Below are 26128 nucleotides of genomic sequence, written 5' to 3'. Positions count from 1 at the left end.
GTTTTAATACCAAACTTAATGAAAGAAGAAAACTCCATACCTAACAGTCGTAGAGATTTTATTAAAAATACGGCTACTGCATTAGCAGGAATAATGATTGTTCCACGATTTGTTTTAGGAGGCAAAAGGCCCGATGGTTCTTTTTATACCGCACCAAGTGATATTATTTCATTAGGATTTATAGGTTGTGGGAAGCAAGCCCGCGGTTTAAGTAATTCTTTTTTAAGCACCAACGAGGTTAGAATTAATGCAATAAGTGAAGTTTATAAAGATAAAGCGCAGTTATTGCTCAATAGAATTAAAGAAGCGCATACTAAAAACCCACAATTAGGTGCTTACGCTGATATTCCTGTTTATAATGATTTTAGAGAATTATTAGCCAGAAAAGATGTAGATGCAGTAGTAATTGCATCACCAGATCATTGGCATGCAGCTATGGCAGTGAGAGCGGCTGAAGCCGGAAAAGATATTTTTTGCGAAAAACCTTTATCACTTACTGTAAAAGAAGGTAGAGCGATGGTAAACGCAACTAGAAAACATAATCGTGTTTTTCAGACTGGAAATATGCAACGCTCTTGGCCAGAGTTTCGACAGGCAGTAGAACTGATAAGAAATGGCTACATCGGTGAAATTAAAAGCATCAAAGTAAATGTGGGGCCACCGCCAATAGCGTATAACCTACCCGAAGAACCCGTTCCGCAAGGCTTAGATTGGAAAGCATGGTTGGGCCCGAATGAAGCAGTGCCATTTAATGCTATTTTAGCACCGCCAATTACTCAGGATATTTACCCCAGATGGCGTTTATACAAAGAATTTGGTGGTGGTTTGGTGACAGATTGGGGCGCTCACATGTTTGATATTGCGCAATGGGCTTTAGATATGGATAACAGCGGACCTGTAGAAATATTTGCTCCTGACGGCAAAGAACATCCGTTTTTAACTTATAAATATGAGAACGGTATTACCATGACTCACGAAAATTGGGAGTGGAATAATGCGGTTTTATTTACAGGTACAGAAGGCGAGTTACGAATTGCCAGAGGTAAATTAGAAACTACTCCGGTTTCTGTTAAGGATAGAAAAATTGGAGAAGCTGAAAAGCATGTTTACAAAAGCGAAAATCACTATAAGGATTTCTTAAATGCGATGCGCAAACGTACTCAACCTATTTGTGATGTTGAAGTTGGTCATCGTACGGCTTCGGTTTGTAATATTGGCAACATAGCATATGAGCTAAAAAGACCTTTGCAATGGAATCCTAAAAAAGAGCAGTTTAAAAATGATGATGAAGCCAATGCTTTATTAGGAAGACCCATGCTTAAAGAGTGGAGAATTAAGATGTAGACAAAAAACATAGGTAATAAAAAAGCCGACTATTGTCGGCTTTTTGTGGGAGATACTGGGTTCGAACCAGTGACCCTCCCGATTGAAAAATCGGGATGCCCTAAACCAGCTGATCTAATTAAACAGTTTCTCAATCATAATCCTACTTTTCCAGTTTTTGATTTTTTTTTCTCTTTTCAGTGCTTGAATTTTTGTTTCAAAGGTTTCGCTGTATCTTAATACCCAATCAGAGTTTGCTCCAGTAAATCCTTTATGATTAGAATTATGTTTTCTTAATCTTTCCTCTAAGTTAGAAGTAGATCCGATGTAATACTTATTTAAAGATGAAGAAAATAAAATGTAGACGAAAAACATAGGTAATAAAAAAAGCCGACTAATGTCGGCTTTTGGTGGGAGATACTGGGTTCGAACCAGTGACCCCTCCCGATTGAAAAATCGGGATGCCCTAAACCAGCTGATCTAATTAAACAGTTTCTCAATCATAATCCTACTTTTCCAGTTTTTGATTTGTTTTTCTCTTTTCAGTGCTTGAATTTTTGTTTCAAAGGTTTCGCTGTATCTTAATACCCAATCAGAGTTTGCTCCAGTAAATCCTTTATGATTAGAATTATGTTTTCTTAATCTTTCCTCTAAGTTAGAAGTAGATCCGATGTAATACTTATTTAAAGATGAAGAAAATAAAATGTAGACGAAAAACATAGGTAATAAAAAAAGCCGACTAATGTCGGCTTTTTGTGGGAGATACTGGGGTCGAACCAGTGACCCTCCCGATTGAAAAATCGGGATGCTATGAAGCTGTTGAGCTAATCAAATAGCTTTTCAATCATAATCCTACTTTTCCAGTTTTTGATTTGTTTTTCTCTTTTGAGCGCTTGAATTTTTGTTTCAAAGGTTTCGCTATATTTTATTATCCAATCAGAGTGTGTTCCCGTAAAACCTTTATGATTAGAATTATGTTTTCTTAATCTATCTTCTAAATCAGAAGTAGAGCCGATATAATACTTGTTTAAGGATTGAGAAAATAGAATGTAGACAAAAAACATAAGCAATAAAAAAGCCGACTATTGTCGGCTTTTTGTGGGAGATACTGGGTTCGAACCAGTGACCCCCTGCTTGTAAGGCACTGTTTTGTGCTAAATCGTTACTTTTTGTTATCTCTTTTTATTAATATAATTAACTAAATATCAGTTATTTATGTTGTTTTATTGTGTAATGTTATCTGTTTTCTTATCTTTGTTAAGTAAGGTTTGTGTAAACCAATGTGTAAACCACTCTAACTATGGCAACAGAATATACAACAATTAAGGCTATACTTTTTAAGTCTAAAACCCTTTCAAATGGAGAACATCCCATCATGTTAAGGGTAACTAAAAACAGAGTTCGCAAATATATTTCATTAGGCATTTCTTGTCATTCGAAAGACTGGAATGAAAAAGACAACCTACCAAAGAAAAGTCATCCGCACAAAAGCATTATTGATAAGATCATTTCTAAAAAAGTAGCTGAGTATAATGATGCTTTGATGAACTTAAAAAGTGAGGATAAAGATTTTACGCCTGATGTCCTTATAAACAAAGCAAGTAAGCCAATTAGTAAAATAACAGTTTTTAATTTCTTTGAGCAAAAAATACAGCAGCTAAAAGATGCAAAGCAAATTGGCAATTCTAAGGTTTACAACGATACCCGAAATAAGCTTAAAAAATTCTTAGATAATAAGGATATTACTTTCTCTCAAATTGATTATAATTTTCTATTAAAATTCGAAACATCTCTAAAAGCTGATGGATTAAGTGATACTGGAATATCAGTAAGAATGCGAACTCTTAGAGCTTTATTTAATGCTGCAATTGAAGAGAACTACGCAAAGAGAGACAATTATCCATTTCATAAATTTAAAATAACAGAACGCTACAATACCAAAACTCAAAAGAGAGCAATCACCAAAGAAGAACTAAAAAAAATAGAAGCTTTAGTATTTAAACAAGGCTCTAGCGAGTTCGAGGCGCAACAATATTTCTTATTTAGTTACTATGGTCAAGGTATCAACTTCGTTGATGTAGCGCACTTAAAATGGGTTAATTTAATTGATGGGCGCATCTATTATAAAAGAGCAAAAACAGGTACAGAACTAAATTTTAAACTACCGGCACCAGCTTTAAAAATCATTGAATTTTGGCGTATTTCCAATAATCCTCCAAAGGATGATTATATCTTTTCAATACTAAATAAGCAAACTCATATTACGCCTACACAGCAACACAATAGAATACACAAAGTATTAACCAGGGTAAATCAAGATTTAAAAGAAATTGGTAAAATGGCAGAAATTGGAATCCCTCTTACTAGTTACGTTGCCCGTCACACCTTTGCAACTGTATTAAAGAAAAGCGGCGTATCTACCGCAATTATATCAGAATCTATGGGTCATCAAACAGAAGCTATTACTCAAACCTATTTAAAAAGCTTTGAGAATAGTATAATAGATGAAGCGATGGAAAATTTGTTGTAATTGTTTTTATCTGTTTATTGTTTATTTTGGTGGTTTGCATTAAATAATCTAATGAATAGTAAATCAAATCTAAGAAAAACAGACCTAAAAGCTTACCTAACTGAATCTTCCAAAGATTATATTTTCTTTTATCAATCAAGATTAGAATATTTTATAGAAAATATAGAGGGAAATGAAATAGAATATCTAGAAGATGAAATATTATTTTTTAATAATTGTGTTCATGATTATCAAAACGTTGATTCATTATATGACAGATATACTAATTTAAATGATAGTGATTTCTCAGTTCTAATTTCTATCATTGAAAATTCCGGTGCTGACAGATTTTACTATTCTACAAAAAGAAAATTGGAATTTCTAGTATCTAGAAAACAAAATGTTAACCAGGTGAATACAATTAATTTAGATTTTAAGGATAATATTAGTCCCTCTAATGATATAGATAAGCCTTTTAAAAAGCAAAAAACAAATAAGAAGAAAGAATCTTTGTCACAAATTGATTTTTTCAATGAAATCCGTCACTCAGTTTTGACAGCATTAGAAATTTATACTATTACTGAAAAAATAACATCTAATTTTTCTTTAAAGAAATTACAGCTTCTTCAGGAAGATTTTGAGAGTTATCTATTTAAGGAGAAGGAGATTTTTGATAAATCAATTAGAGATGAAAAAATTAAAGACTGTTTTGATTTTTATGAGAGACTTGAAATTGATATCCCATTAAAAGAACCAATCTTTCAATATGAAAAAGACATTGTTTTTCGTTGTGATAATTATCCAGATGGAAAAGTTCCTGATTTAGAAAGGATGATTTATCATCAAGAATTTATTCCTTGTTACAAGTTCTTAGCATTAATAAAAGATGAAATATCAAAAATATCCCAAACAGATAGGGAATATTCAAAATTTGATATTATAACTTTCAATAAACGTTATTATATTTCTTTTAATAGTATTTCGAACCATATAAAAATAAACTTAACGCAAAAAGAATTAGAGAATGATTTAGAAGATTCTCTTTTTGATCTTAAGAAAACAATCAAGTTTACTAATCGTAATAATAAGGAAGTACCTCTTGATGAAAAACAGACAATAAACAATTGGATTAATTCTATAATTACGTTATGCGATAACGAATTTCAATATACCAACAATCCTGCATTTAAATGGGCTATTGATTATTGTCAAAAATTAAAAAATAATCTAGGTGTCTCAAAAACTAACGAAGTATCATCAAGTGAATCGTCGTCACCTCCATCTTTCTCCGATTTATTCATAACCCAAGATTGGTTATTTTACATTTTGGCTTTATCAAAATTAGACACACCTTTAATAGATGAAAGTTTAAATTATATCGGACCTATAAGAGGTGGTAAAGGGATAATTTGTAATTGGATTTTAACACTTCAAAAAAAAGGTAAAATAAAACCTTCTATAAAAAGACAAATTCTCAGTGAAGTATTAAATAATGAAATTAGCGGTTTAAACCTCGGAAAAGATGGTAGCACCTTCTCAAAATTCAATAAAGATTACTTAAATAACTGGGAAAACAAACTGCTAAAACTAGCAGGCTTATTACCTTAATTACCTTTGGTAATAGCAGGTAGTTATTGGTATTAACAAACAACGACCATTGCTGAATAAACATTAAAAAATATTCAGACAATGGAAAAACCATCATTCGACCAGCTTCCACAAGCGGTCCTTCAGCTTCACGAAAAGCTAAACAACATCGAGCAAATTTTGCTTAATCAAGAAAAGTCTACACCACAAGAAGACCAAATCTTAAACATCCAACAAGCAGCCGAACTCATTAAGTTATCGGTGCCCACCATTTACGGTTTGGTACAGCGTTCCGCTATACCAGTTTCCAAACAAGGCAAACGTTTGTACTTCTCTAAAGACGAACTAATAAACTGGATTAAACTAGGCCGTAAAAAAACAGCCCAGGAAATCAATGAAGAAGCAGAAGCTTTTATAGCTAAACGTAAAGTGGGGGGGCATAAATAATGGATAAGAATTACTTTTTAACCGAAAACGCCTATCAGGAAATTATAGGCAAGTTAAACAATATCGAACTTCAATTGAAAATGAGCCAAGGAATTGAAGACGTCTTTTTAGATAACCAGCAGTTTATCCAAATGATGAACATCAGTAAAAGAACAGCGCAAACCTGGAGAGATCAAAACATCATTCCTTTTTCTATGGTAGGCAATAAAATCTACTACCAAATGAAAGATGTAAGAACTCTTTTAGCTAAAAATTATCATTCAGTAATTAACTTTTAAAATCTGCTAATATGGAAAATATATCAATTTTTAAAAACTTAGTAGACCATCAGACAGAGGAAAGCTTCGAACATATATTCAATCAAATACAAAACGACACCTTCAAAAACCAAATAGAAAATATCCGTTTAAAACTTAAAAAAGGAAAAACCGTAGAGGCAGATAAATTAAAGAAAAGCCTTCCAGCTTTTACCACCTCAGGTTCATTTTTAAATGGGCGAAAAGCAAAACTCATAACAACTTACAGTCAATACATCATTTTAGATATTGATGATTTAATGGCTATAAACGTGGAAACTGTAAAAAATAAAGCAGCATTAGCACCATACACCTATTGCGCTTTCATTAGTCCAAGTGGTTTAGGTATTAAAGTAATTGCAAAAACCAATGCCAATTTAGAGCAACATCACGATGCTTACATACAGCTTTGCAATTATTACGAAATAGCTCTTGAAACAACTATAGACCAATCCGGTAAAGACGTTTCACGCCTTTGCTTTTTCTCTCACGACCCTGAAATTTTTATTAATTCAAGTGCATCAGTTTATGAAATAAATCTTTCCCAAGAAGAAGAAATACCTTTCTCCAAAAGGGAAGAACCAGTTCCAACAGATTGGTCTAAAACATTCAATGAAGCGATAGTATTTACGGAAAGAAAAAGTACTTATACAGAAGGCAATCGCAACAACTTTATACATCTGTTAACTTGCAACTGCAACCGTAAAGGCATTCCTGTAAATGATACTTTTGAATTAATTAAATCACGTTACGATTTACCAATTTCAGAAATAGAAGCATCCATTAAAAACGTTTATCAAAATAACGCTCAAGAGTTTGCATCTGATACAAAGTCTGCAAAGTCTGCAAATCTGCAAAGTGATGACGATAATACATTAACTAAAGACTATTTAAAAGACACCCCAATTATCCCACAATCAGTTTACGAAACACTACCTGATATTCTTAAAATTACATCTGATAATTTCAATGACGATGAACGTAAGAGAGATGTTTTTTTAACCAGTGCCTTAGTGGTTTTAAGCGGATGCTTACCAAATGTTACAGGAATTTATCATCAAGAAACAGTCTTTACACATCTATTCTCTTTTGTGGTTGCGCCTGCCGCAAGCGGCAAGGGAGTATTAAAAAATGCTAAAAGATTAGGAGATAAAATTCATGAAAGACTATTAGAAGAAAGCAAGTATGCTTTAAAAGAGTACGATAAACAAAAAACACATTATGAACTCTTAAAACGAAATTACAAAGGAGAAGGCGAAGCACCAGAAAAACCAGAAATACCGCCTTTTAAATTGCTTTTCATCCCTGGCGATTCAAGTCAAGCTAAAATTTTAGAACTCTTAAGAGATAATGATGGTAAAGGTATCATTTGTGAAACTGAAGCCGACACTGTTAGTGGTGCAAACAAACAAGATTGGGGTAATTACTCACCTATCCTTCGTGGAGGTTTCCATCATGAAAAAATATCAGTGTCTCGCAAAACAGATAACCTATTAATAGAAATCCCAAGTCCATGTATAGCAGTTGCTTTATCTGGCACACCTAATCAAGTAGGTCGTTTAATAGCATCAGCAGAAGATGGCTTATTTAGCAGATTCATATTCTATGCTTTTAAGTCAGAAATTGTATGGAGAAATCCAGCACCAGTTTCACATAAAAAAACTTTGAACCAACTATTTGACGAAGCATCCACAACAATTCTTCAAATCCATGACGTACTTATTCAGTACCCAATTCAAATGACATTAAGCCAAACACAATGGAGTAAACTAAACCAATCATTTGAAGGAAAATTAAATAATGTCGCATTATTTACTGGAGAAGATGCTATAAGTGTAGTTTTTAGATTAGGATTAATCGCATTCCGCTTTTGTATGATATTTACTGCGTTACGTAGATTTGAAAATGCGGATACATCAAACAATTTGCAATGCGAAGAACAAGATTTTGAAAATGCTTTAGTTCTTTCAGATGTTTACCTACAACACAGCTTATTAATTTTTAACAACCTTTCAGGTGACGAAAAGAAAACCGATTACAAAATTCCAGATAATAAACAGAGATTTTTTGACGCCCTCCCAACAACTATTTTCCAAAGAAAAGAGGCGGTAGAAATAGGGAAATCATTTGATTTATCAGCTCGTACTGTAGATTGCTTTTTAAGAGCCTCAGTACCTAGTATTTTAACATTGGTAAAAACTGGATATTATCAGAAATTTATTTAATGTTGAAAAGTCTTCACATGTTTTTGTTCGTTTATATTTTGTTTGTTATACATTCGTCAATAATTAACAAATCAATTTTAAACAAACGTCAGTAATGAATAAATTCGGTGATTTAATTAGAAGTACAAGAGAACAAAAAGAAATGTTACTGCGGCACATTGCGGCTGAATTAGATGTTGATACAGCTCTTGTAAGTAAAATTGAAAGAGGAGAAAAAACCGCAAAACGTGAACACGTTTTGGCTCTTGCTCATTTATTCAATATCAACCCAGAAAAATTGATTGCCTTATGGTTAGCAGACCAAGTAAGTGAATTGGTAGAAAATGAAGAACAGGCATTACAAGCTTTAAAAATTGCGGAAAAAGAATTAATAAATAATAAAAGTAAATCGATCTAATTAATGCAAATATTTTTTTACCATAAACCTAATAGGTTAGTAGAACCAGTAACAGACAAATCAGCTAATAAAAAGGCTAAAGATATTTTAGATGATTTCTATCAAAATAGAGTAAAGCTAAAAATTCCATCAAAGTTTATTGAAAATTGGGGAAAAGTTGCATTATATCATCCAAAAGGTGATTTAGATAAAGCTAATTCAATATTGATAGAGCCTGAGAATGGTGCTTATAATCTAAAAAATAATATTAATGACCTAACTGGGAAAGAATGGATAAAATTTACTTGTAGTTGGTTTATTTTTAATGCTTTAAAAGAAGATATAAAACAAGAGAAAGCACTCGACCCTAATTCAGAAACGCATCCTGCAACATATTCTCCAACAATGATTTCAGATTTCATTTCTTTTTTCACAAAAAAAGGAGATAATGTTTTAGATCCATTTATGGGGATAGGAAGTACAGCAGAGGCTTGTAAACGAACAGGCAGAGTAGCATATGGTACAGAATTAAATCCGAAATATCATAGTATAGCAATTAGAAGAGAAGAAAGGTTTGAAAAGAATATAGTTAATGGAGATGCAAAATTAATAGACACTTTTGGTTTCCCTATGATAGACTTTTCAATCAGCTCTCCTCCATACTGGGATATTTTGAATAGGAGTACAGGAGAATTTAAAAAAGTTAGAGATAAAAAGCAGTTAGATACAAAGTATTCTGAACATAATCTTGATTTAGGTAATATTGATGATTATGACGAGTTTATAAAATCTTGTGCAGAGGTTTATGTTAAATTGTATAATATTTTACGCAAGGGTGCTCACATAGTAATAATTATTAAAAATGTTAAAAAAGATGGTAAATTTTATCCTTTAGCTTGGGATTTGGCAAAAGAACTAAGCTCTTTATATGAATTAAGAGACGAAAAGATATGGATTCAAGATAAGATAGGATTAGCACCATATGGTTACCCTTTTTCTTGGACAAGCAATATTTTACACCACTATTGTTTAATACTCAAAAAAGTGTAATTAGATGGAAACAAAAAAACTCACAAATTTTATAGATGACATAGTTTTTGTCGATTCTATCAAAAGAAATAAAAAATATGACAGAGTTTCTAAATTGCATAAGTATTGGTCTCGTAAACCTTGGTATCTTATAGAAAAATCTATACTTGATTACAGTAAACAAGGTGATTTAGTATTAGACCCTTTTATTGGCTCGGGGACAGTGGCTTTAGAATCATTACTTAATAATCGTAAGGCTGTAGGATACGATTTAAATCCATTTGCTTGTTTTTTATCAAATGAATTAGTTAGCAATATTGATTTTAATATTAAATTATACAACAAAGAACTACTTTGTGTTGAGCAATTTCTGAGGGAAAATGTTTTACCATTATATGCAGTTGGTAAAAGCAACGATTTACTATTTAACGAAAATCATTATATACTATACTGGTACTCAGGTACAAAATATCCAGAAGATCATAATTGTATTTTAACAGATGTAAGCTTTAAAGAAAGAATTAAAAGCAAAATTGACACTGCAATTTTAACCAAAAAGTTTGGTTTAAAAGGGAATGTACCCTTAAATGAATTTCCAAAAGAGTTTTATAAAGATAGGTTTAGCTACAAAGGTTATTCAAAAGTAAGTGATTTTTATTCATCACGTAATCTATCAGCTCTATCTGCTTTACATAACCACCTTAAAGAATCAAAATATAATTACAAAAATTTATTTCTAATAGCTTTTACCAACACTGTTTTACACGTGAGCGTTTTAAAAGGCACTAATGTAAGGCCATTAGGTGTTAACAATTATTGGATTCCAGACGATAATATTCAAGAAAACGTTGTTTGGAGGTATTTGGATAGAGCTAAAAATGTAGCTATCGCTAAAACCACTATTAAAGAAAGATGGAAAGAAAAAAATAAACCCGTAATCCTTAAACCTGAAATTTTAAATAAATCTTCTTTAAGTCTAAATGAGTTTAGAGATAATACAGTCGATTACATAATAACCGACCCGCCTTATGGTGATGTTATACAATATTCAGAGTTATCTTTTATATGGAATAGTTGGTTGGATTTGGTTTATGAGAATAAAAACGAGGTGATTATAAATCCTAAACAAGAAAAGGATTCTTCAGACTTTCTTGCTTCTATAAAGATATTTATAGAAAACAGTTATAGAGTTCTTAAAAGTGAAAGCAAATTCACTTTATGCTTCCAAAACAAAAATATTGATATTTGGTATTCGATTTTAGAGTTAATTAAAGAAGCTGGCTTTTGTCTTTTTGACATTAAGATATATGAAACTGTTGGTAGTACTTATAACCAAAACTGGGCCAAATTCTCACCTAAAAACGACCTTTATGTAACATTCATTAAGTCAAACATTGCTATAAATCAAAATGATTTACCAATTGACTATTTATCACTAATTAGTGAAGTAAAAATGAATCTAAAAGAATTAAAAAAAGACTCTACAGCTGTAATATTTGATGTTTTCGTTTGTACCGTTATTGATAAGCTCTTCAATGGCTATAATTTTACAGGCCTTAAAGGTTTAACCTTAAAAAAACTTGTTGAAAAATTCGAAGAAGTGTAAAGTATGGAACTAAGTAAAGAAAATATCATTAATATTTTTAAAAATAATTTCAAAAGCGAAGTAATAGACACTGAATTAGGCAAAGGGTGCAAGTTAAGCCCTTATCAGGCATTTATTTTTTGTTCAATTACTGGCTCAGGTTATTTAGACAATCCTTTAATGCCATTTACACCTAAAGGTTTACTAAAAGTGTTTTATAATGCAATGCATTATAATTTTGTTACAGGACTTTTTGATAATACCAACTTAAAACATACACCATATAGTTTAAATCAGGCATTCCCTTTTTTATTTAGTGATGATTATAAAGTAATAATTCCTATAGAGTTCAATTCTGATATTGAATTACAAGAATTTCTCTTTGAAAAGATTAGTACTATTTCAAATCCAACTCAATACATAGTGATGCGAGTTGAAATATCTAAGAAAGGTAATGGATTAGAACCATTTATGGAATATTTGGCTAACAGTTATTTTGTCAATAAAGGTTTTATTTGTGAAAACCAAATACCACTATCTCATACCTTGGGCTCTCCAGATTTTGGTGGTTATGGTATTCCAGCAGTTCTAAAGGTGTTGTCTAGCTATGGTGTTCATTTTAATGGTTTAAATATTATTGAGTTAGCAATGCTGAGATTCAACAAAAATAAAACTATAGCTAATAATATTTTTTCTGATGATTTGATTGTTGGCGAAGCTAAAACGAGCACAACTATTATGGAGAAACAATTAAATAAGTATTTAGCATCAAAACTATTTAATTGGGGTATTGAAATACATCCTTCAAAACTCAATGCCTCAAACAATTCATTCGGTTTATTAAATATTGATAACAAATGTTATTTAAAATACACAAATCCTAAATTAAAAAGCGATTTAATTGATGTTAAACATCAGTCTTTATATAAAGACTGGTTAAAGACGTATGTTAAACTTTATCTAATTGCTAATCTTTCAAATGATGAATTTCAATCCTTCTATAAAGAGGTTGTAGGTAATTCAATTTCTACAAATTCTGACATTTCAAATTTTGTTGGTTATTTGTCATTTGAGATGATTTTAGATAAACTCAAAGTACTAAATATTATATAATATGGCACAATCGAGTGATGAACTAATAAAGCGAGAAATAATTCAAGCAGTTGGTTATGTAAGAAATGGTTGCAGGATAAGAATTTTCCCTGAAGGTAGTAATGATGACCAAAAGTTAGTAACAGATGGAGGTCTAACATTTAAATCGAATTCTGTTTCATATGGATCTTGTGATGCAGGTTGGTTTTATAAAGAAGATGATAAATGGATTCCTTTTATTGGTTTAGAAGGTACTGATGCTTTAAACAGAGGTTCTTCGGGCAATGCACAATATCAAAGATTTCATCATGCATTAGGTGCAGTTAAGGAAGGATATATAGGTGTTTATTATTTAAGAAAAGGCTTATCTATAATTCAACCCGATTTATATGGTATGGCATATAATGCAAGTATAACTGAAAAAGGGATTTATCTTATTGTTGATGATTTGCAAGTTATAAAAGATCTTCTTGATTTAAGGCTAAAGCCTAATGAATTAAAAAAATATATTGACGCTTATTTATTAAAAATGAAACAGATTTATGATGTTTCTTTTAAACAAAAATATAAGGGTAGTTGGGGCACATTTGCGATAAAGCGTTCTACAATAATAAAATCCAATTATATAATAAAATATGCTGCTCGCATGAAAAGAAATTTCACAGATGGTTCTCAACGTGCTGGTCATATCGCAGTAGGTGAAATGTATTTAACTAAGTATTTTTTTCCAAATAAAACATTCTATTACCTTTTTCCTAAAATGACTCAAGCTGATATTGATTATTTGGATAAAAATAAAGGAAATGATAAAGAGTGGTATCTATTGAGGAATGAACCAAATGTCATAATTGTGCCTATTGATAACCTAAGTGGAGTCTCAGAGGAAGTAAAAAAAAGTTTAATTAAGATAAAAGATTTACCGTCAAAAGGGGATGCATTAGCAACATACAATACCTGTGCTAAAACTATTGTTGAAGGGCTTAATAATGGCAAAATCACTATCAAAATGTAAAATAGTTATATGTCAGCTTCAGTTGAATTAGTTGTAGATGAATCACTCAAATTAAAAGCAAGAGATTTTGCTATAAAGGTCGTTGATGAAACATATGATAGGTTTAATTATAATAGAAAAGCGAGATTAGAAAAAATTGCTTGGGGTAAATTAGGCGAAGAAGTTTTTAAATATTTTTTAAACAATAACGGCATCAAAGTGGTGGTAGATTACAATATTTATCCAGGCACTGAAAATATTGACAACACAGATTTTGTTATAAATGATATTACAATAGACTTAAAGGTTGGCACTAAAGATTTTCATAAAAGGCTCTTAGTTGTTAAACAATATTTTGACAATGGGCATCAGTCCGATTATTATGTTGGTTTGAATTTTTATGAAAAAGGTAATGTTGCTATAATTTATGGTTATGCTACAAAAGAAGATATAAAAAACGCTTCAGTTGGTAAATGGGATAAAGTAAATCCTATTCTTGATTACACTATTTTATACAATGATTTAAAACCAATAAAAGATTTAATAGCCATTTTGAAAAGTTAAAAGTACATTCGTGTCTAAAGTAAACCATTTAAATAATTTTTGGAAAACCGCATATCTACAACAGTTTTACATCTGTTATTTTAGTTAATGCCATTTCTTTCAATCCTTGTGTCTTTTTGCAGCAGTGCATAGTCTTTATTGCTGGTAAAAGTTATATGCATATTTTGTAAAATATTATGATATTACAAATGGAGAATTTTAATGGTTAATTAGTAGATATTAAAAATGATTTTATACAAAAGAAGCAGTAGTCATATTACCGTATTAAAAGAAATTCCTTTCAGACTTGAAAAAGATATTCAAAGTTTATTTGAAAAAAATCTGGATAGTTTGACTGGTTTAACTTTTGTAAAATCGGAATTTACTATCAAAAGTAATCGTATTGATACTTTAGCATTTGATACAGATTCTAAATCATTTACTATTATAGAGTATAAAAGAGATAGAAACTATAGTGTAGTTGACCAAGGTGTTTCTTATCTTAACTTAATGCTTGAATATAAGGCAGATTTTATTGTAGAGTATAATGAGAACTTAAACCAACATTTAAAGAGAGAAGAAGTAGATTGGAGCCAAACAAGAGTGATATTTGTTTCTCCATCGTTTACAGATTTTCAAAAGCAGTCAACCAATTTTAAAGACCTTTCTATTGAACTTTGGGAAATAAAACAATTTGAAAATGATTTGATTTATATTAATCCATTAAAAAAATCATTGTCAGCACCCAGCATAAAACCGTTACAAACTACAAATCCTTCATCAGAGATTGCTAAAGTATCTAGAGAAATCAAAGTATATCAAGAAGAAGATTTGCTTGCTAGAGGTAGTGATGAAAGTATTGAACTATATGAAGAATTTAAAACTGCAATTATCAATTTAGACAACGACTTAGAATTAATCCCTAAAAAGGAATACATAGCTTTTAAAAAAGGCAGAAATAACATTGCTGATATTACTTTATTAAAAAAGGGTATTAAAATTTGGATTAACCAAAAGAAAGGTAATTTAGATGATCCAAAAAAATTAACAAGAGATGTTAATGATAAAGGTCACTGGGGTAATGGCGATTATGAGCTTTCATTATCTGATAATAAAAACTTAGAATACATTATGAGTTTAATAAAACAGGTTTTGTAGTAATGCAAAAAGAGAGCAGACATACACCTTTTCAAAGAATTGAACGAAACCTTCGGTATTCGTTTAGCTGTATGCTGTCTTTAATGTTTTCACCCAATCACACAAGACCGTTCAGTTGGTGGGCTATAATTGGGATTTTAGGACTAATTGGTTTTATGGGGTATATGGTTTCTGTATCAAATTAAGTTAAATGTCAAAATTTTCATTTAAAGGCAGGATTCAAACTGACCCAAAAGGCGTTCAGCAGTTATTTGATTTCTATCAATTTGCAAAACAATTTTCTAACTGTTGGTTTACCATTGATTTTGCACAATTAGAATGGTTTGATGCTAATTTATCATCAGAGTTACTATTATATTGTCACAATCTTAAAAAAAAAAACAACCTTAAATTTTTCATTGATTATTCTATTCTTAAAGGCGATTTGAATGTCTTATCTCGGAATGGATTTGCATATCATGTCGTACACAATAAAGAACATTTTAAACCTGTAGATGATAGAGAGACTGTCATTCCAATAAAAGCGTTCAACCCTGACAATGTAGATAGTTTTGCAGATTATATTGAAAATATTTTCTTAAAGCAAAGGGGGCTTGATAAAATCGATAAAGATTCAAAAGACAGGATTAAGTCAAGCTACTTTGAAATTTTTGACAATGTAGGTATTCACGCTAATACTAAATCCCCAATAATTTGTTGTGGTCAACATTTTCCCGCTTCTGGTGTACTTAAATTCACTTTAACAGATTATGGTGACGGTTTTCTTAAAAAAATTGCTCAACATACCTTGAATGAAATTAAATCGGGGGCAGATGCAATAAGTTGGGCTGTAAAAGGTGGTAGTACCAAACCTGATGCAATAAAAGGCGGTAATGGTCTAAAAAAAATTATGCTGTATTGCTTTAAAAATGCTGGGGAGTTAAGCATTGTTTCAGATGGCTGTTTTTGGTCTTTACAAAACAAATCTATTAATTTTCATAATCTCAATAACTTTCGTACAGGTGCAACAATTCACTTAACTTTTCGTTATTTAAACTAAATGTTGTACATTTGCAACCCTTTTTGTATCTTTAAACTATGAGCCAAGTCAGAATAAATATTGTTGACATAATTGGTACTTCCAATGCTATAATTCAAAAGTTTGGTAATCAAATATTTGAAGTAGCTTCTTCTTACTTAAACGCCGGATCTTCAATTGTTTTAGACTTTCACAGTATTTCAAATCTAACTTCTGGTTTTTGTAATGCATCAATTGGGCAGTTATATACTAAATATCCTTCAATAGCTTCAGCGAATATCGTTATCGAAAATATTGACCAATCATCTGTTTGGTATGAGAAAATACAAGATTCAATAGTTTTAGCTCAAAACCCAGAAAAAGCTGTTATTATAGATAATGCAATACTTGCATTATTTGATTAATCTATGGCTCAAATAGTAAAGCTTTCGGATAATTATCCTGAATCATTCTCTCATTATTTTTTTGATTCAAATGTTTGGATTGCATTTTTAAAATACAATCATAAAAATGATAAGGAAAAAAGATTTATTCCTTATATAGATTTTTTTGAAGGTGTTGTACAACTAAACTCTATTTCTGATTCAAAAGCCATAAAGAGGGTAAAAAATATTCCTAAGATAGTAATGACAAGTATGTTATTATCCGAGATAATAAATACTTATTTACGGGTTGTTGCCATGCCATCCTTTCTAAATTGTCAGCCAGGTCAAGGTAATTTTAAAAAGGATTATAGAAATAATAAATTCTCAGACTATAACAAACAACTAAAAATTCTTCTTGACGATATAAAGGCATACTCATTTATGTATGAATATGTAAATGATGATTTTATTGAATTAGAGCCAATGAGTTTATTAAATCACTTAAACAGAGAAGTTGATTTTAATGATTTATACTTTATGAAACTTATGGAGAAAAACCAATTTGCCGTTGTTACTGATGATGGGGACTTTGATTCTCATAGTATTATGATATTAACAGCTAATCATAACTTATACAGCAAAAGATAAGCTGTGTGGTAAAGCCATGTCTTTAATAACGGCATGTTCCACGAGTTTTTTTTATCTTAAAAAACCCCTCCATCAACTTAAAAAATCTACCGTTCGATGTTCCTTAAGGTCTTTATTAACCTTTATAAATCCAATCCTTCTTTTGCTGTTTTTGTCATACTTTTTGTAAAGCCAACAACACTATGGCACTAATCAATCCTCATACTTGCGGTTGCTTAAAGCCATCCAAATGCACATTACAAAAAGCCGTTGCCCTTTACCCCGCTTCGCAACTTATGCCAAAAACAACAAACCAAAGCTATATAACATAATGTGGCATTATAATACAACCTAAAGGCTACGCTAAAGCTACGGGCGATGCCTTGTCTTATAATAACATTATGTTAAATAGCCACTCATGCCACAAATCCCCCACCCACCCTTTTATAGGCTACAAAATTTATAAGTATTTAGATGTTATGCCCTTTTGCCTTTTGTATTATCAAACATTTCAGCTACATTCCTTTCCGGCGCTACATAAATTCCGCCATCCTCCAATACATTACGCTTCCATTTATTTCAAACACAACAGCAACCCTCAGCAAAATAGCTCAACTTCTCACTACGCAAAACCCTATACACTTAAAAAATAATTGCTTTTACCTTTGCACATTGCAAACTTTGCAACCTTGCCAACGCTGCAAAAAGCAATCTGATTTTTTAACTTTCCATTTCATTTGCTTCAATCAAAGCATCGCAAATTTGCTTTATCCATACCTCGTCTTTTTAAAGGCATACTCATAAATTTTGTGTGTATTCCCCCGGGTATTTGTGCATTAATAACGCCTCGGATTTCTAATGATATAATTGATAGCTTCTTTTTCTATGTCAGCCCTTGTTTTAATTTTAGTTGTCATCAGCCAATCCCTCAATTCTGTTTTCTTAAAATATAAGCGTTTACCTTTTTTATAATGTGGTATCTCTTTTTCAGAAGTAAACTTATAAACCCTTGATACAGATAAATGAATGTATTTAGATGCTTGTTTTACATCCAATACAATATCATTATCTACATTTATATCAATATCTGTTCGCTCTCCTATTAATTCCCTAATCAAATTTTCAATTCGGTCTAACCTAATTAGTATAGTTTCAAATGGATTTTCCATAATTATTTATTTTTTTATTACTACACTAAAAATAAAAAAATAAGCAAATATAGGTGGCTTACACAACCCCACGCTATTTAAAAAACAAAAGACTACGGCATAAACACAAGCCATGACCCTCTTCCCTTCATTTATTCCGTTTCCTTTTATTTTTTAACCCTTCGCCACCTTAAAATCGGCTTTCTTTTTTCTTTTTTTTTTCGGTTTTTTTTCTTCTTTCTTTTAAAAATGTGCGCAGCGCAGCGAGCAAAACTTAATCGCTGATGATATGCAACAACTACAGATTTTAACGCACCAGATAGGGAAAACCTATGCTAAACCTCATTTTTTTATCCTTAATAAAGGCTTAAATAGTGGTAAACCCTTAAAAACAAGCTGCCCAAATTGCTTTGTTTTAATTTCAAACGATGAAACAGAAATGGATTTAAATTATTGGCTTGTTTACGGCTTATGGAGGGCAAAATCCTTTCATCCATATCTCAAAGGTTCGGTTATTTATTTCATTACAATAAATGACTTAAAAGCAGTGGTAACAAAAGCTAAAATAACCACCATGTCAAATTCTCCAATGTTTGAAGAATCTGTAAACACGCTTAAAAAATTAGAGGATATTGAAGAACGCTACTTAAATAATTTAAAATTAATCCAAGAAGCTAAAAGGGCGGTTTTCTATTGGTATATAAAAAAATAAAAATGATGAGGTTAGCACCTCATTTAATACTCAATTGCATCAATAGTAACACCTAAGGCACCTCTATATAAATTTGAATGCAAAAGAAAAGCCCCGCAATTGCGAGGCTTTCAGCATTCTAAATCTATCAGTATTAAAATATATCCTGAATTTTTAAAGCATTACCAGAATTGAAGAGGTAATAATTTACTCCTACTTTTTGATAAAACTCAATACCAATTGAGCCTAAAACACTCACATCTGCCGAAAGGGTAGGTGATCCTGGCAACGCACTTATAACAGAAGTAGTAGTTGCAACATCTGTAGATAAATCCATATAACTAGAATAAGAAATATTAGAAATTTCGTTTAATGTTGAATCAATTGGCTCATAAGCTCCAGATTGTGAATTATAAGCAAAATCAGAAACCACAGAAATAGCATTGATCAATCTAAAATGTGTTGCTCCAGCTGGCGCATTCACAAAACTTAATGGATTAAAAGCTTCAACCTCTAAAGTTGAACCATCTCTTCCTGGTGTCGAAGTAAGTGTAAAGGGTGCAAAGAAAATGCTATCAAAATTGACGTTTCTATTAAAACCTATACCTTTTAAATATTGGCTTTGTGTTGAAATCAAAATTGCTCTGTAACCCCTAGCTTCGGATTGATCTTCCAGATTTATTTTTTTCATGATGCCAGTTAACCTACCGGTTAATTGTGGGTCGCTCATTTGTTTCATCAATTGTGATAAACCAATACGAACTGATTTTCCGGCTGCTGCGCATCCTCCAAATTCATTCATGTTTTCACGAGTTCTTTTAAACTCTGGTCCTGTTTTTACTTGGTCACCAGAGGGTCCGCCTCTTAAACCTGCAAAATCACCTTTCAGTCCTTTAATTTTAAAGTGTCTGATGTCTCCTAATGTGCCCGAATATTTTAACGGGCCTGTTTGTCTTGCCATAATAAATGCCTTTATTTTTTTATATTTAAAAATAAATCATAAGTAATTATTATTCAATTAGTTAAATGATGTAAAATGATGCAATATCATGCAAAAGGAAATACTATTTTAAGAACACATCTTAATGTAGTCAAAGTTGTAGACGGTGATGGCTTTATAGTCTCTAATCTCTTCAATAAAGAAGAAGAAGAAATAAGACTAATAGGTATAGATGCTCCAGAAATAAAAAGATGTAGAAAGCTAATTCAAGATGAAAGGGAAACCCATTTAGCAGGGCAGTTATTAATTGAGTTAGGTCTATTATCTTTTAACAAGTTAAAAGAACTGGCTCCAGTAGGTGCAAACATTAGCCTAATTCTACAAGCTAAAAATCAATTTGATACTTATGGCAGAACATTGGCTTATGCATTTTTAGATGATGGCTCATGTATAAATGAAATGATGCTTTCTGAAGGATTTGCAAAGCCGTACAGCCGTTATAATTGTTTTATGCAATACGAGTATCAACTTTTGTTTAATAATGCTAAAGTTGCTAAAAATGGCTTATTGGGTATGGTATCTGCTTTTTGATGGTTTACACAGTTTTAGTTTTGTGTAAACCAATGTGTAAACTGCATAAAAAAAGCACTTACATTTTATTGTAAGTGCTTGATTTTCAATGTGGGAGATACTGGGTTCGAACCAGTGACCCCCTGCTTGTAAGGCAGGTGCTCTGAACCAGCTGAGCTAATCTCCCTTTTTTTTGGTTCTTCAAAAATAAATTTTGTTTCTGATTGGGATTGCAAAAGTAGACTTTAAAATTAAATTACCAAAAAAAATGTAAAATTATTTGAGACAAATCCTTTTATTAATCGTAATCCCTTGTTAATCTGTTTTTTAAAAATTTGATTTTAATAAAATTTAAAATTTCACTTTAGTAAAAGCGGTAGTGATTTTTATTTTTATAAAATGTGGATAACGTAACTTATTGGTAATCATTAATAAATTAAAATAAAAGTTCTAAAAATTTCAGTTTTCCACATAATCCACATATTTTTGAACTTAATAAAATTGAGATAAAGATGGGTCATGTAAATATTCCTCGCTTAGATTTAAACGATTACTTAAACGGTTCTTCAGAACAAAAAAAGAAATTTTCTGATGATATTGGTTCAGCATTTAATGATACGGGTTTTGTAACCATCACCAATCATGGTTTAAGTCAAGATTTGATTAAAAAACTATATCAAGAAGTTCAAAACTTTTTCACTTTGCCAGAAGCGGCTAAATTAAAATATGAAAAGGTGGAATTGGCTGGTCAAAGAGGTTACACTTCTAAAGGTCGCGAAAAGGCAAAAGACTCTAAAACACCAGATTTAAAAGAGTTTTGGCAAACTGGCCAATACGTAGAAGATGGAGATTCAATTAAAGAAGAATACCCAGACAATGTTTTAATAGAAGAATATCCTGGTTTTAACGAAGTTACTAAAGAAACTTACCAGAAACTAGAATCAGCAGGAAAGCATATTTTAAATGCTATTTCTGTTTATTTAGGCTTACCGGCAAACTATTTTGAAGATAAAGTACATAATGGAAACTCAATTTTAAGAGGTATTCATTATTTCCCGATAGAAAACCCAGATGCTTTACCTGCAGATGCAGTTAGAGCCGGTGCACATGAAGATATTAATTTGATTACTTTGTTAATTGGTGCAAGTGCCGATGGTTTAGAAGTGCTCACCCGCGAAGGCGAATGGTTTGCTATTAAAGCACAAGGGGAAGATATTGTGGTAAATGTAGGCGATATGTTGCAACGTTTAACCAATAATAAATTGCGTTCTACCACACATAGAGTGGTAAATCCGCCAAGAGAGATGATGAAAAATTCCCGTTTTTCGGTTCCATTTTTTCTACACCCAAAATCTAATATGGATTTAACTTGTTTACCTTCTTGTGTTGATGCCGAGCATCCAAAAGGATATACTGATATTACCGCTGGCGACTATTTAGACGAGCGATTGAGAGAAATAGGTCTCAAAATGTAATTTTCTTTAATTAGAAAATAGGGAAGAAGGCGCTCGAAAGGGTGCCTTTTTTTTGTTTTAAAAGGGCGGGGTTAAAAATGTCGAAATCATTTCAAATAGCTGTTTAAAAAATGCAGATTCAAGAATTTGTTAAAATCTTGAATCTGCTTGTAAATGATGTTTAGCGGAGATTAATGGTTTAATTGTTTGAATGAAGTGCTACAGAATTCCCTTCGGTATCCATAAAAAAAGCCATGAAGCCAAACTCGCCAATTGGAGTTTTAGGCATGGTAATTTTTCCGCCTGCGGGCTCAATTTTAGAAAGTGCGTCAGACAAATCGGGGTTTGCGTTTAAATAGATAATTGCACCTTCGGCACTGGGTTTATGCATTGTACTTTGTACTAATGCTCCAGATGCTTTTCCGTTTCCTTCTTCCATAGGAAAGAAAGCCATTTGAGCATCCATCATTTCCATTTGGTCCATTTTAATTCCAAAAACTGCTTCGTAAAATGTTTTTGCCCTATTAATATCTGTTACCGAGATTTCAAACCAGTTGAGTGAATTTTCTTTGTTTGTCATGTTCTTTGTTCTTATAGGTTTAAATAAATTAAATTTATGAATGTGATTACGCCAGTATTAGTATTTCTATGTCGATTTTTTTCATTAGAAGAAGTACCTTCATCACTCTTTCTGATTTTGAGGGGTCGCTCATTAATTCTGAAATAATGTTAGGCGATACTTGCCAAGAAACACCAAACTTATCTTTAAGCCAGCCACATTGACTTTCTTCTCCTCCATCGGCGGTGAGTTTACTCCAATATGAATCAATTTCTTCTTGCGTATCACAAAACACTTGAAAAGAAACAGCTTCATTAAATTTAAAAACTGGTCCACCGTTTAAAGCTGTAAAAGGTTGTCCGTTAATTTGAAATTCTACAGTAAGTACTGTCCCTTCTTTTTGCCCATGAATTTCAAAGCCTTCTTTTCCGTAACGACTGATGGTTCCTATTTTTGAATCTTTGAAAATAGAAGTGTAAAAATTTGCAGCTTCTTCGGCTTGGCCGTCAAACCATAAACAGGGTGTTATTTTATGATTGGTCATCTGGATTAATCTAAATAGTGAGCTAATTGGCTTCTACATATTTTTTAAAATTATTTAAAATAGCTTGCCAGCCGTTACGCTGTAAATCAATGGTGTTGATGTCTTCGGCTTCAAATGTTTCTATTATTTTGGTTTTATCGGCATCGCTTGTGAACTTGATTTTTGCATTTCTGCCATCACCCATTTTGTAGGCTATCAGTTCGTTGGGTTTTACTTCTGTGTAAACGCCTTCAAATTCAAAACCAAAAGAGCCGTTTTTAGCTTCCATCTTAAAAACAAATTTTCCACCCACCTTTAAATCATTTTCTGCTTTTGGGGTATGCCAATCATCAGAGGCATTGTTCCAGTGAATAATATGTTCTGGACTTGTCCATAAGTCCCAAACCTTTTCAATTGGTGAGTTGATAGTCGTATCAACAGTAATCCATTCTCTTTCTTTTACTTCCATTTTATTTTTACGATTAGGGAGTCATTGATTCTTCACTAAAATTACAAAATTTGGCTTGGTGGTTTGATGATTTCTATCAAATAAATTGATGATATGTTCTGGGGAGTAAAAAAGTATATCCTCGGTCTGTGTCCTCACAGACCGAAACTAAAATACATTTGAAATAGGGGTTAAAAAACCAAAGTTATCTTCCCCAGTTTCATGAAATTTGGCTGACGACCAATGATAATTTTCTGCTTCTTCTACTAATTTCCATTTTTCTTGTAAAGGATTGTAATGAATATAATCTATTTTTTGGAATGCTTTTTCGGGGGAATCAATTAATACGGCCAATGGATCTCTCTGCCAAAATCTATATTTTCTCTCTAAATCATCAACTTTAAATTGCTCCAACATTTCCATATTGTTTAACCTAAGTTTTTTCTGGAATTGATGTGCTGTAAATTTATTGAAACTAGCATGAGGCATTTCCTTTCCATTTAAAGATTTCATCTCCCAAATTAAATGGATATGATTTGGCATGATTACAAAAGCATAGACTACATTTTATCCCTATTAACTAACTCTTTTAAAGAGTTGATGATGATTAATTTGATGTCATCATCTATTAAAATATTTTTCCAGTCTTTTATAGTGTCCGTCCAAAAATATACTTCATTAAGCAATATGGTAGAGTTTCGTTGTTGTTTAAAAATATCCATATTTAAAAATACTGGATTTTTATTGTTTTATTGATTTCGGTCTGTGGGGACACAGACCGAGGTTATAGATTATCCGTTTTTGAAAAGTTCAATTAATGATGATTTTACAGGATAACTCGAGGATTATCCCTACGTATTTTGAAAATAAATTATGGATCCGTAGAGACGCTAGTACTTCATTCTTCTTGTTTTCTAACGCTTCCATATTCTAAAAACAGTAATATAATTGCGAATTTGAAATGCTAAGCGAATTAGAAACACTTTTTATTATTGAATTCTTTGTGACGCTGAGCGGACAGATTATAACAAAACTTTTTATTTTGGCTTAGTATTTATTTTTTTACTGCTTCCATCATTTTATTTAATACACTTTTAGGATATACTTTTCCTCTTAAAACTACCCCATTTATAGTTTTAATATTTTGAATCGCAACTAAGGGATTTTGATCTAAAATAAGTAGATCGCTAATTTTTCCTTTGCTCACACTACCATAAATTTTTCCTTTGTTAAAAAATTTAGGGCCATTAATAATAGATGTTTTTAACGCTTCTTGTGGAGTTAAACCTACTCGTACTAAATGTATTAATTCTTGATGCAAAGATTCTCCAGGATAAACGAAAGAGTTATTTGAGCCACAATCAGAGCCGGCCAAAATATTTACGCCAGCTTTATACATGGGTTTTACCATTTCTGAGAAAATCTTTTCTGTTTTAGTTTGTAAGAATCCGCCATTAGCGCTGGCTCTTTTTGCTCCATCAATTCTGCCTTGGTAACTTTTAATAATTCCATTGCCTATGTAAGGCAATAAGGCATCTTTGCTGTGATCTGTTTTTAAAATATTGGCTAAAACCTGCCCAATGTAAATAGTAGGAGTAACAAATACGTTTTTTTGCGCCATTTTTTGATAAACTTTTTGCGCCAGTTCAGCGTCAAAAGTTTCTACCAAAGTCCCCATCATACCATAACCTAAATTTAATTTTGTTAAACTATCTGCTTTTGGAGAACTTGCTTTTAAAATGTAGTATAAATGCTCTGTACCGTCTAAACCATAATTTATTCCCTCTAAAATATCAGCTGATAAAGGCATGTGGCCAGTAGTTTTTAATCCTCGTTTTTCTGCCGCTTTGATAATGCCATAAAATGCTTCTTTGCTTAAATTTCCATCATACATTTTTACAAAATCTACTCCTATAGATTGTAGCGAGTCGAGTGCTTTTTCTATATCTTTTTCGTTTTCTACTTTAATAGAACCCGCCCAAGATGGTTTGCTTCCATCTAATTTTGGTCCTGATGTAAAAATAGTTGGTCCAACTAATTCTCCAGCTTTTATTTGATTACGCCATTGCATTACCTGCGGAGTGATGTCTCCACCGGCTTCTCTTACAGTTGTTATACCAAAAGCTAAAAATAAAGGAAGCAAGTTTTTATTCTCTTGTATTAAAGCTTCACCGCCTCTAAAATGGACATGATTATCCCATAAAGCAGGCATCACAAACTTGTTTTTAGCATCTAAGGTTTCTATGGCTTTTATTCCTTTTAGTTTAGTCATATCGCCAACTAAACGAATGGTATCTTTTGTAATAGCAATGAAACTACTGGTTGAAACCGTTCCCTTTTCAACGTCAATTATTTTGGCGTTTAGAATGAGTAAATCATATTTTTCTTTTTGAGGAACTGCCCAAGAGCCCAGTAAAATGGATAAGCTGATCAATAGGAATAGGTTTTTCTTCATTTTTTTAAAATAAAATATAGAATTGGAAATTAACAACTCTTAAATCTAAGTTTGTATAATTTTAGATCAAATTTAAGATTAAAAATACTTGATTTATTGATTTTTAGGATTTCGGTTGTAGGGATAATCCTCGGATTATCCGTTTATGAAAGGCAAAATCAATGTTTTA

Annotated in this window: 29 protein-coding genes and 1 tRNA gene; 19 read left to right on the top strand and 11 right to left on the bottom strand. The window is 31.7% G+C overall.

Translation table 11 applies throughout. From position 1 onward, the window contains the following. Window positions 1-18: 18 nt before the first annotated feature. The gene (locus FA046_RS00440) at window positions 19-1344 is read left to right on the top strand and encodes a Gfo/Idh/MocA family protein (protein WP_136824393.1); all 1326 of its coding nucleotides are present in this window, start codon (window positions 19-21) and stop codon (window positions 1342-1344) included. Window positions 1345-1458: 114 nt separating this feature from the next. Here the strand turns inward: FA046_RS00440 and FA046_RS00435 are convergent, their stop codons facing one another. From FA046_RS00435 to FA046_RS00420, 3 genes are all read right to left on the bottom strand, one after another. Next, window positions 1459-1698 carry a GIY-YIG nuclease family protein gene (locus tag FA046_RS00435; protein WP_136824392.1) on the bottom strand — a complete coding sequence of 80 codons (240 nt, stop codon included), beginning with the start codon at window positions 1696-1698 and terminating at the stop codon, window positions 1459-1461. 105 nt (window positions 1699-1803) lie between these two features. Next, entirely contained in the window at window positions 1804-2043 is a 240-nt protein-coding gene (locus FA046_RS00430; protein WP_136824391.1) for a GIY-YIG nuclease family protein, read from the bottom strand. 104 nt (window positions 2044-2147) lie between these two features. Beyond that, complete coding sequence (locus FA046_RS00420) at window positions 2148-2387, bottom strand: GIY-YIG nuclease family protein (RefSeq protein WP_136824390.1); 240 nt, start codon at window positions 2385-2387, stop codon at window positions 2148-2150. A gap of 236 nt (window positions 2388-2623) precedes the next feature. Here FA046_RS00420 and FA046_RS00415 point away from each other — a divergent pair, with 236 nt between their 5' ends. From FA046_RS00415 to FA046_RS00345, 15 genes are all read left to right on the top strand, one after another. Then, on the top strand, window positions 2624-3853 hold the full coding sequence (locus FA046_RS00415) for a site-specific integrase (RefSeq protein WP_136824389.1): 1230 nt from the start codon (window positions 2624-2626) through the stop codon (window positions 3851-3853). Between the two features lie 51 nt (window positions 3854-3904). Further along, the gene (locus FA046_RS00410; RefSeq protein ID WP_136824388.1) at window positions 3905-5440 is read left to right on the top strand and encodes a hypothetical protein; all 1536 of its coding nucleotides are present in this window, start codon (window positions 3905-3907) and stop codon (window positions 5438-5440) included. Between the two features lie 81 nt (window positions 5441-5521). After that, on the top strand, window positions 5522-5866 hold the full coding sequence (locus FA046_RS00405) for a helix-turn-helix domain-containing protein (RefSeq protein WP_136824387.1): 345 nt from the start codon (window positions 5522-5524) through the stop codon (window positions 5864-5866). Beyond that, entirely contained in the window at window positions 5866-6144 is a 279-nt protein-coding gene (locus FA046_RS00400) for a helix-turn-helix domain-containing protein (protein ID WP_136824386.1), read from the top strand. The genes FA046_RS00405 and FA046_RS00400 overlap by 1 nt, the downstream gene beginning before the upstream one ends. A gap of 11 nt (window positions 6145-6155) precedes the next feature. Continuing rightward, window positions 6156-8387 carry a DUF3987 domain-containing protein gene (locus FA046_RS00395; protein ID WP_136824385.1) on the top strand — a complete coding sequence of 744 codons (2232 nt, stop codon included), beginning with the start codon at window positions 6156-6158 and terminating at the stop codon, window positions 8385-8387. Between the two features lie 94 nt (window positions 8388-8481). Then, complete coding sequence (locus FA046_RS00390; protein WP_136824384.1) at window positions 8482-8784, top strand: helix-turn-helix domain-containing protein; 303 nt, start codon at window positions 8482-8484, stop codon at window positions 8782-8784. Window positions 8785-8787: 3 nt separating this feature from the next. Next, window positions 8788-9813 (top strand): DNA methyltransferase, encoded by a 1026-nt coding sequence (locus FA046_RS00385; protein ID WP_136824383.1) that lies wholly within the window; start codon window positions 8788-8790, stop codon window positions 9811-9813. A 4-nt stretch (window positions 9814-9817) separates the two neighbouring features. Next, window positions 9818-11398: a DNA methyltransferase gene (locus tag FA046_RS00380; RefSeq protein ID WP_136824382.1), complete on the top strand. Its 1581-nt coding sequence runs from the start codon at window positions 9818-9820 to the stop codon at window positions 11396-11398. Between the two features lie 3 nt (window positions 11399-11401). Next, complete coding sequence (locus FA046_RS00375; protein ID WP_136824381.1) at window positions 11402-12490, top strand: hypothetical protein; 1089 nt, start codon at window positions 11402-11404, stop codon at window positions 12488-12490. 1 nt (window position 12491) lies between these two features. Continuing rightward, the gene (locus FA046_RS00370; RefSeq protein ID WP_136824380.1) at window positions 12492-13481 is read left to right on the top strand and encodes a hypothetical protein; all 990 of its coding nucleotides are present in this window, start codon (window positions 12492-12494) and stop codon (window positions 13479-13481) included. Between the two features lie 9 nt (window positions 13482-13490). Beyond that, window positions 13491-14024, top strand: coding sequence for a hypothetical protein (locus FA046_RS00365; RefSeq protein WP_136824379.1), 534 nt, complete (start codon window positions 13491-13493; stop codon window positions 14022-14024). Between the two features lie 225 nt (window positions 14025-14249). Next, window positions 14250-15161 carry a DUF5655 domain-containing protein gene (locus FA046_RS00360; RefSeq protein ID WP_136824378.1) on the top strand — a complete coding sequence of 304 codons (912 nt, stop codon included), beginning with the start codon at window positions 14250-14252 and terminating at the stop codon, window positions 15159-15161. 190 nt (window positions 15162-15351) lie between these two features. Beyond that, a complete protein-coding gene (locus FA046_RS00355; protein ID WP_136824377.1) occupies window positions 15352-16200 on the top strand; it encodes a hypothetical protein in 849 nt (282 codons plus the stop codon). A gap of 38 nt (window positions 16201-16238) precedes the next feature. Next, window positions 16239-16583, top strand: coding sequence for an STAS-like domain-containing protein (locus tag FA046_RS00350; protein WP_136824376.1), 345 nt, complete (start codon window positions 16239-16241; stop codon window positions 16581-16583). A gap of 3 nt (window positions 16584-16586) precedes the next feature. Continuing rightward, window positions 16587-17192 (top strand): hypothetical protein, encoded by a 606-nt coding sequence (locus tag FA046_RS00345; RefSeq protein ID WP_136824375.1) that lies wholly within the window; start codon window positions 16587-16589, stop codon window positions 17190-17192. 815 nt (window positions 17193-18007) lie between these two features. Here the strand turns inward: FA046_RS00345 and FA046_RS00340 are convergent. Next, the gene (locus FA046_RS00340) at window positions 18008-18340 is read right to left on the bottom strand and encodes a helix-turn-helix domain-containing protein (protein ID WP_136824374.1); all 333 of its coding nucleotides are present in this window, start codon (window positions 18338-18340) and stop codon (window positions 18008-18010) included. Between the two features lie 268 nt (window positions 18341-18608). Here FA046_RS00340 and FA046_RS00335 point away from each other — a divergent pair, with 268 nt between their 5' ends. Then, complete coding sequence (locus FA046_RS00335; RefSeq protein WP_136824373.1) at window positions 18609-19031, top strand: DUF6943 family protein; 423 nt, start codon at window positions 18609-18611, stop codon at window positions 19029-19031. Window positions 19032-19164: 133 nt separating this feature from the next. Here FA046_RS00335 and FA046_RS00330 read toward each other — a convergent pair whose 3' ends face one another. Further along, window positions 19165-19971 carry a hypothetical protein gene (locus tag FA046_RS00330; protein WP_136824372.1) on the bottom strand — a complete coding sequence of 269 codons (807 nt, stop codon included), beginning with the start codon at window positions 19969-19971 and terminating at the stop codon, window positions 19165-19167. 75 nt (window positions 19972-20046) lie between these two features. Between FA046_RS00330 and FA046_RS00325 the strand changes: the two genes are divergently transcribed. Then, window positions 20047-20541, top strand: a complete 495-nt coding sequence (locus FA046_RS00325; RefSeq protein ID WP_136824371.1) for a thermonuclease family protein — start codon at window positions 20047-20049, stop codon at window positions 20539-20541. A gap of 91 nt (window positions 20542-20632) precedes the next feature. Here FA046_RS00325 and FA046_RS00320 read toward each other — a convergent pair. After that, window positions 20633-20707, bottom strand: a tRNA-Val gene (locus FA046_RS00320). Between the two features lie 325 nt (window positions 20708-21032). Here FA046_RS00320 and FA046_RS00315 point away from each other — a divergent pair. Continuing rightward, window positions 21033-21995, top strand: coding sequence for an isopenicillin N synthase family dioxygenase (locus tag FA046_RS00315; RefSeq protein WP_136824370.1), 963 nt, complete (start codon window positions 21033-21035; stop codon window positions 21993-21995). A gap of 178 nt (window positions 21996-22173) precedes the next feature. Here the strand turns inward: FA046_RS00315 and FA046_RS00310 are convergent, their stop codons facing one another. From FA046_RS00310 to FA046_RS00290, 5 genes are all read right to left on the bottom strand, one after another. Further along, window positions 22174-22554 carry a VOC family protein gene (locus FA046_RS00310; protein ID WP_136824369.1) on the bottom strand — a complete coding sequence of 127 codons (381 nt, stop codon included), beginning with the start codon at window positions 22552-22554 and terminating at the stop codon, window positions 22174-22176. 46 nt (window positions 22555-22600) lie between these two features. Then, on the bottom strand, window positions 22601-23077 hold the full coding sequence (locus tag FA046_RS00305; RefSeq protein ID WP_136824368.1) for a VOC family protein: 477 nt from the start codon (window positions 23075-23077) through the stop codon (window positions 22601-22603). Between the two features lie 22 nt (window positions 23078-23099). After that, on the bottom strand, window positions 23100-23525 hold the full coding sequence (locus FA046_RS00300) for an SRPBCC family protein (RefSeq protein ID WP_136824367.1): 426 nt from the start codon (window positions 23523-23525) through the stop codon (window positions 23100-23102). A 147-nt stretch (window positions 23526-23672) separates the two neighbouring features. After that, a complete protein-coding gene (locus FA046_RS00295) occupies window positions 23673-24017 on the bottom strand; it encodes a hypothetical protein (protein ID WP_205943580.1) in 345 nt (114 codons plus the stop codon). A gap of 541 nt (window positions 24018-24558) precedes the next feature. Then, complete coding sequence (locus FA046_RS00290) at window positions 24559-25959, bottom strand: amidohydrolase family protein (RefSeq protein ID WP_136824366.1); 1401 nt, start codon at window positions 25957-25959, stop codon at window positions 24559-24561. Window positions 25960-26128: the final 169 nt, after the last annotated feature.

Origin of the sequence: Pedobacter cryophilus (assembly GCF_005116455.1) — a bacterium.
GTDB classification, from domain to species: domain Bacteria; phylum Bacteroidota; class Bacteroidia; order Sphingobacteriales; family Sphingobacteriaceae; genus Pseudopedobacter; species Pseudopedobacter cryophilum.
Note: the sequence above shows the minus strand (reverse complement) of the source record. Positions and strands in the feature narration are given on the sequence as shown.

Coding starts and splice junctions, on each gene's coding strand:
- FA046_RS00345 (WP_136824375.1), top strand. CDS start 16,587: ATGGCTCAAATAGTAAAGCTTTCGGATAATTATCCTGAATCATTCTCT.
- FA046_RS00410 (WP_136824388.1), top strand. CDS start 3,905: ATGAATAGTAAATCAAATCTAAGAAAAACAGACCTAAAAGCTTACCTA.
- FA046_RS00405 (WP_136824387.1), top strand. CDS start 5,522: ATGGAAAAACCATCATTCGACCAGCTTCCACAAGCGGTCCTTCAGCTT.
- FA046_RS00415 (WP_136824389.1), top strand. CDS start 2,624: ATGGCAACAGAATATACAACAATTAAGGCTATACTTTTTAAGTCTAAA.
- FA046_RS00330 (WP_136824372.1), bottom strand. CDS start 19,971: ATGGCAAGACAAACAGGCCCGTTAAAATATTCGGGCACATTAGGAGAC.
- FA046_RS00390 (WP_136824384.1), top strand. CDS start 8,482: ATGAATAAATTCGGTGATTTAATTAGAAGTACAAGAGAACAAAAAGAA.
- FA046_RS00435 (WP_136824392.1), bottom strand. CDS start 1,698: ATGTTTTTCGTCTACATTTTATTTTCTTCATCTTTAAATAAGTATTAC.
- FA046_RS00380 (WP_136824382.1), top strand. CDS start 9,818: ATGGAAACAAAAAAACTCACAAATTTTATAGATGACATAGTTTTTGTC.
- FA046_RS00385 (WP_136824383.1), top strand. CDS start 8,788: ATGCAAATATTTTTTTACCATAAACCTAATAGGTTAGTAGAACCAGTA.
- FA046_RS00400 (WP_136824386.1), top strand. CDS start 5,866: ATGGATAAGAATTACTTTTTAACCGAAAACGCCTATCAGGAAATTATA.
- FA046_RS00350 (WP_136824376.1), top strand. CDS start 16,239: ATGAGCCAAGTCAGAATAAATATTGTTGACATAATTGGTACTTCCAAT.
- FA046_RS00325 (WP_136824371.1), top strand. CDS start 20,047: ATGATGCAATATCATGCAAAAGGAAATACTATTTTAAGAACACATCTT.
- FA046_RS00295 (WP_205943580.1), bottom strand. CDS start 24,017: ATGAAATCTTTAAATGGAAAGGAAATGCCTCATGCTAGTTTCAATAAA.
- FA046_RS00310 (WP_136824369.1), bottom strand. CDS start 22,554: ATGACAAACAAAGAAAATTCACTCAACTGGTTTGAAATCTCGGTAACA.
- FA046_RS00290 (WP_136824366.1), bottom strand. CDS start 25,959: ATGAAGAAAAACCTATTCCTATTGATCAGCTTATCCATTTTACTGGGC.
- FA046_RS00430 (WP_136824391.1), bottom strand. CDS start 2,043: ATGTTTTTCGTCTACATTTTATTTTCTTCATCTTTAAATAAGTATTAC.
- FA046_RS00440 (WP_136824393.1), top strand. CDS start 19: ATGAAAGAAGAAAACTCCATACCTAACAGTCGTAGAGATTTTATTAAA.
- FA046_RS00360 (WP_136824378.1), top strand. CDS start 14,250: ATGATTTTATACAAAAGAAGCAGTAGTCATATTACCGTATTAAAAGAA.
- FA046_RS00370 (WP_136824380.1), top strand. CDS start 12,492: ATGGCACAATCGAGTGATGAACTAATAAAGCGAGAAATAATTCAAGCA.
- FA046_RS00300 (WP_136824367.1), bottom strand. CDS start 23,525: ATGGAAGTAAAAGAAAGAGAATGGATTACTGTTGATACGACTATCAAC.
- FA046_RS00315 (WP_136824370.1), top strand. CDS start 21,033: ATGGGTCATGTAAATATTCCTCGCTTAGATTTAAACGATTACTTAAAC.
- FA046_RS00365 (WP_136824379.1), top strand. CDS start 13,491: ATGTCAGCTTCAGTTGAATTAGTTGTAGATGAATCACTCAAATTAAAA.
- FA046_RS00395 (WP_136824385.1), top strand. CDS start 6,156: ATGGAAAATATATCAATTTTTAAAAACTTAGTAGACCATCAGACAGAG.
- FA046_RS00375 (WP_136824381.1), top strand. CDS start 11,402: ATGGAACTAAGTAAAGAAAATATCATTAATATTTTTAAAAATAATTTC.
- FA046_RS00335 (WP_136824373.1), top strand. CDS start 18,609: ATGCAACAACTACAGATTTTAACGCACCAGATAGGGAAAACCTATGCT.
- FA046_RS00355 (WP_136824377.1), top strand. CDS start 15,352: ATGTCAAAATTTTCATTTAAAGGCAGGATTCAAACTGACCCAAAAGGC.
- FA046_RS00340 (WP_136824374.1), bottom strand. CDS start 18,340: ATGGAAAATCCATTTGAAACTATACTAATTAGGTTAGACCGAATTGAA.
- FA046_RS00420 (WP_136824390.1), bottom strand. CDS start 2,387: ATGTTTTTTGTCTACATTCTATTTTCTCAATCCTTAAACAAGTATTAT.
- FA046_RS00305 (WP_136824368.1), bottom strand. CDS start 23,077: ATGACCAATCATAAAATAACACCCTGTTTATGGTTTGACGGCCAAGCC.